This is a genomic window from Bradyrhizobium sp. STM 3809 (assembly GCF_000239795.1).
GTDB lineage: Bacteria > Pseudomonadota > Alphaproteobacteria > Rhizobiales > Xanthobacteraceae > Bradyrhizobium.
On the sequence record NZ_CAFJ01000099.1, the window covers coordinates 1 to 2,859 of the forward strand.

Below are 2,859 nucleotides of genomic sequence, written 5' to 3' on the forward strand. Positions count from 1 at the left end.
CCCATGCGCCCGATACCGTGTTCGCGGCCTTAGCTAAGACTTAAGCTAAAAACCGGTCCCGCATGGCACGGCGGGCGTGTGGCATGCATAATCATGCACGCGCTTGGAGTGCACATCCATGCTGATGATCGAAGCCAATGGTGCCAGGATTCCCGCTCTCGGATTAGGGACCTGGGAGCTGCGCGGGCGGACCTGCGCCCGCATCGTCGAACAGGCGCTGACGCTCGGCTACCGGCACATCGACACCGCCCAGGTCTATGAGAACGAGCACGAGGTCGGCGAGGGGCTGCGCGCCTCGCGCGTCCGCCGCAACGACATCTTCCTGACCACCAAGGTGTGGACGACGCATTTCGCGCCCAACGACCTCGAGCGCTCGACCAAGGAGAGCCTGGTCCGCCTGCGCGTCTCCGAGGTCGATCTGCTGCTGCTGCACTGGCCGAACTCGCACGTGCCGCTGGCCGAGACCCTCGGCGCGCTGGCGCACGCCAAGACGCTCGGCCTGGCGCGCCACATCGGCGTGTCGAACTTCACGGTCGCGCTGCTCGACGAGGCGGTGGCGGTGTCCTCCGAGCCGCTGGTGTGCAATCAGGTCGAATATCATCCGTATCTCGACCAGACCCGGGTCCGCGAGGCCTGCGCGCGGCATGGCATCGCGCTGGTCGCCTACAGCCCGATCGCCAAGGGCAAGATCAAGAACGATCCGACATTGGTGCGCATCGGCCGCGCCCACGACAAGAGCCCGGCGCAGATCTGCCTGCGCTGGCTGGTGCAGCAGAACGTCGTGGCGATCCCGCGCACCTCGAAGATCGAGCGGCTGTCCGAGAATCTCGACGTGTTCGATTTCGAACTGTCCGAGCAGGACATGGCCGACATCTTCGCGATGGGCAGCCCGGAGGGACGGATGACCAACTTCGCCTTCGCGCCGAATTGGGATTGAGCGGCGCCCGCGCCGGCATGCTAGAGTGAAGCCAGCGGGCGGCTGGCCCGCGCTCAATCCTGGCGATGATCGCCGCGACCGCGCGTGACGCACGCGCCGGATCGCAAGCGGGCGCAAATGAAGCGGCATGGAACGTTGGCAGTTCATACGTTGGGGCATCGCCGCGTCCGTCCTCGCGCATTTTCTGATCGTCGGCGCGGCCGTGGTTTCGACCTCGGTGCGTCCTTACGAGCTGCCGAAGAGCGACGAGATCGAGGTCAGCGTCGTCGACGCTGACGAGCCGCAGAAAACGCCAGAACCGGTCGCCACGCCGTCGCCGACGCCGTCCCCCGAGCTGACCCTGCCGCAGCCGGCGCCGAGCGCCGCTCCGGCGGCGGCCGCGCCGCCTCCTGCGCCGCAGCCGCCCGCGGCGCAGGAGACCACCAGGCCGGCACCCGCGGCCTCGCCGGTCGCCAAGCAGCCATCGCCTGCGCCGTCGCCCGCGAAAGCGGCCAAGATGGCTGCGAAATCAGAGCCGAAGCAGGCCGCCCGGCCGGCGCCTCCGCCGATGCCGGCGCCTGTTCCGAGCTACGTGCCTCCGGAGCCGGACCTCACGGTGAAATATGGCGTCATGCTCGGGCTGCCGGAGCCGCTGCCGCCGCTGCCACGTGGCGGGGGACCCGACGACAAGGACGCAGGGCCGACCGCGACGACGAACCTGGCGCCCAATCTCGAAACCGCCTTGCGGCAAAAAGTGAGGAGCTGCGCGCATCTGCCGACCTCGCTGTCGCCGACCGACAGAGCGCTGATCAGGCTGCGCTTCGGCATGACGCCGGACGGCAGGCTGGCGACCGAGCCCGAGGTGATCGAGGTCGTTGCAGCCTCGAAAGCGGTCCAGCTGAAGGAGAGTGCCGTCCAGGCGCTGACGGCCTGCCAGCCCTACGCGATGCTGCCGCCCGATCGATATAACGAGTGGAAAGTGATCGAGATGTCGTTCACGCCGCAGGATTTCGAGCGCTGAGAGCCCGAGAGGCTGCCACGCGCCCGGCGTGGAACAAGCCTCGGCGCTCGTCTCGACGCCGCGCCCGATGATCCTGTATTCGTCGCCGATAGCGTGGACGCGGACCTTGGGCTCGCGAGGAGCCGTCCGCGTTCAACACGGAGGTGATGCGACATGAAGCTGGTGATCGGCAACAAGAACTATTCCTCATGGTCGATGCGGCCGTGGCTGGCGCTGCGCGGTTGCGACATCGCCTTCGAGGAGATCGTGATCCCGCTCTACACCGCCGATCCGGCCGACAAGGCGCGCATCCTGGAACACTCGCCCGCCGGCAAGGTGCCGATCCTGATCGATGGCGCGGTCACGGTGTGGGATTCGCTGGCGATCATCGAGTATCTGGCCGAGCGGTTTCCCGCAGCCGGGCTGTGGCCGGCCGACGCCGCGGCCCGGGCGCTCGCGCGATCGGTCTCCGCCGAAATGCACTCCGGCTTTCAGGCGTTGCGCAGCGAATGTCCGATGAACCTGCATCGCGCGGTGCGACCGGTGCAGCTGTCCGCCGACGCCAAGGCCAACATCGCTCGCATCGAGGACATCTGGCGTGATTGCCGGGCGCGCCACGGCGCCGGCGGCCCGTTCCTGTTCGGCCGCTTCAGCGGGGCGGATGCGATGTTCGCGCCGGTCGTGACGCGCTTCCACAGCTTCGCTGTTCCGGTCACTGCCGACACCCGGGCCTACATGGAGACGATGATGGCCATGCCCGCTTTCGCGGCCTGGGTGAAGGACGGGCTGGCCGAGACCTGGATCATCGAGCGGGTCGAGGCGGTCTGACCTGACGGCGCGGGCTTGACGCGGTCGGCCCGGCGCGGTCCTCTGAAGCAGCGAACCTCGGTCACGGAGCGGATGATGGGACTGTTCGATACCCTGCGTAATTCCGGCGCGCTTC

3 protein-coding genes are annotated in these 2,859 nt (G+C 67.9%); all 3 read left to right on the top strand.

Features of this window, described 5'->3' with window-relative positions; all coding sequences use genetic code 11:
- Positions 1 to 118: 118 nt before the first annotated feature.
- The 3 genes from BRAS3809_RS05205 (at position 119) to BRAS3809_RS05215 (ending at position 2,744) form a co-directional block, all read left to right on the top strand.
- Positions 119 to 937: an aldo/keto reductase gene (locus BRAS3809_RS05205; RefSeq protein WP_008961051.1), complete on the top strand. Its 819-nt coding sequence runs from the start codon at positions 119 to 121 to the stop codon at positions 935 to 937.
- A 127-nt stretch (positions 938 to 1,064) separates the two neighbouring features.
- Positions 1,065 to 1,937, top strand: a complete 873-nt coding sequence (gene tolA / locus BRAS3809_RS05210) for a cell envelope integrity protein TolA (protein WP_008961052.1) — start codon at positions 1,065 to 1,067, stop codon at positions 1,935 to 1,937.
- Between the two features lie 153 nt (positions 1,938 to 2,090).
- Positions 2,091 to 2,744 (top strand): glutathione S-transferase family protein, encoded by a 654-nt coding sequence (locus tag BRAS3809_RS05215; RefSeq protein ID WP_008961053.1) that lies wholly within the window; start codon positions 2,091 to 2,093, stop codon positions 2,742 to 2,744.
- Positions 2,745 to 2,859: the final 115 nt, after the last annotated feature.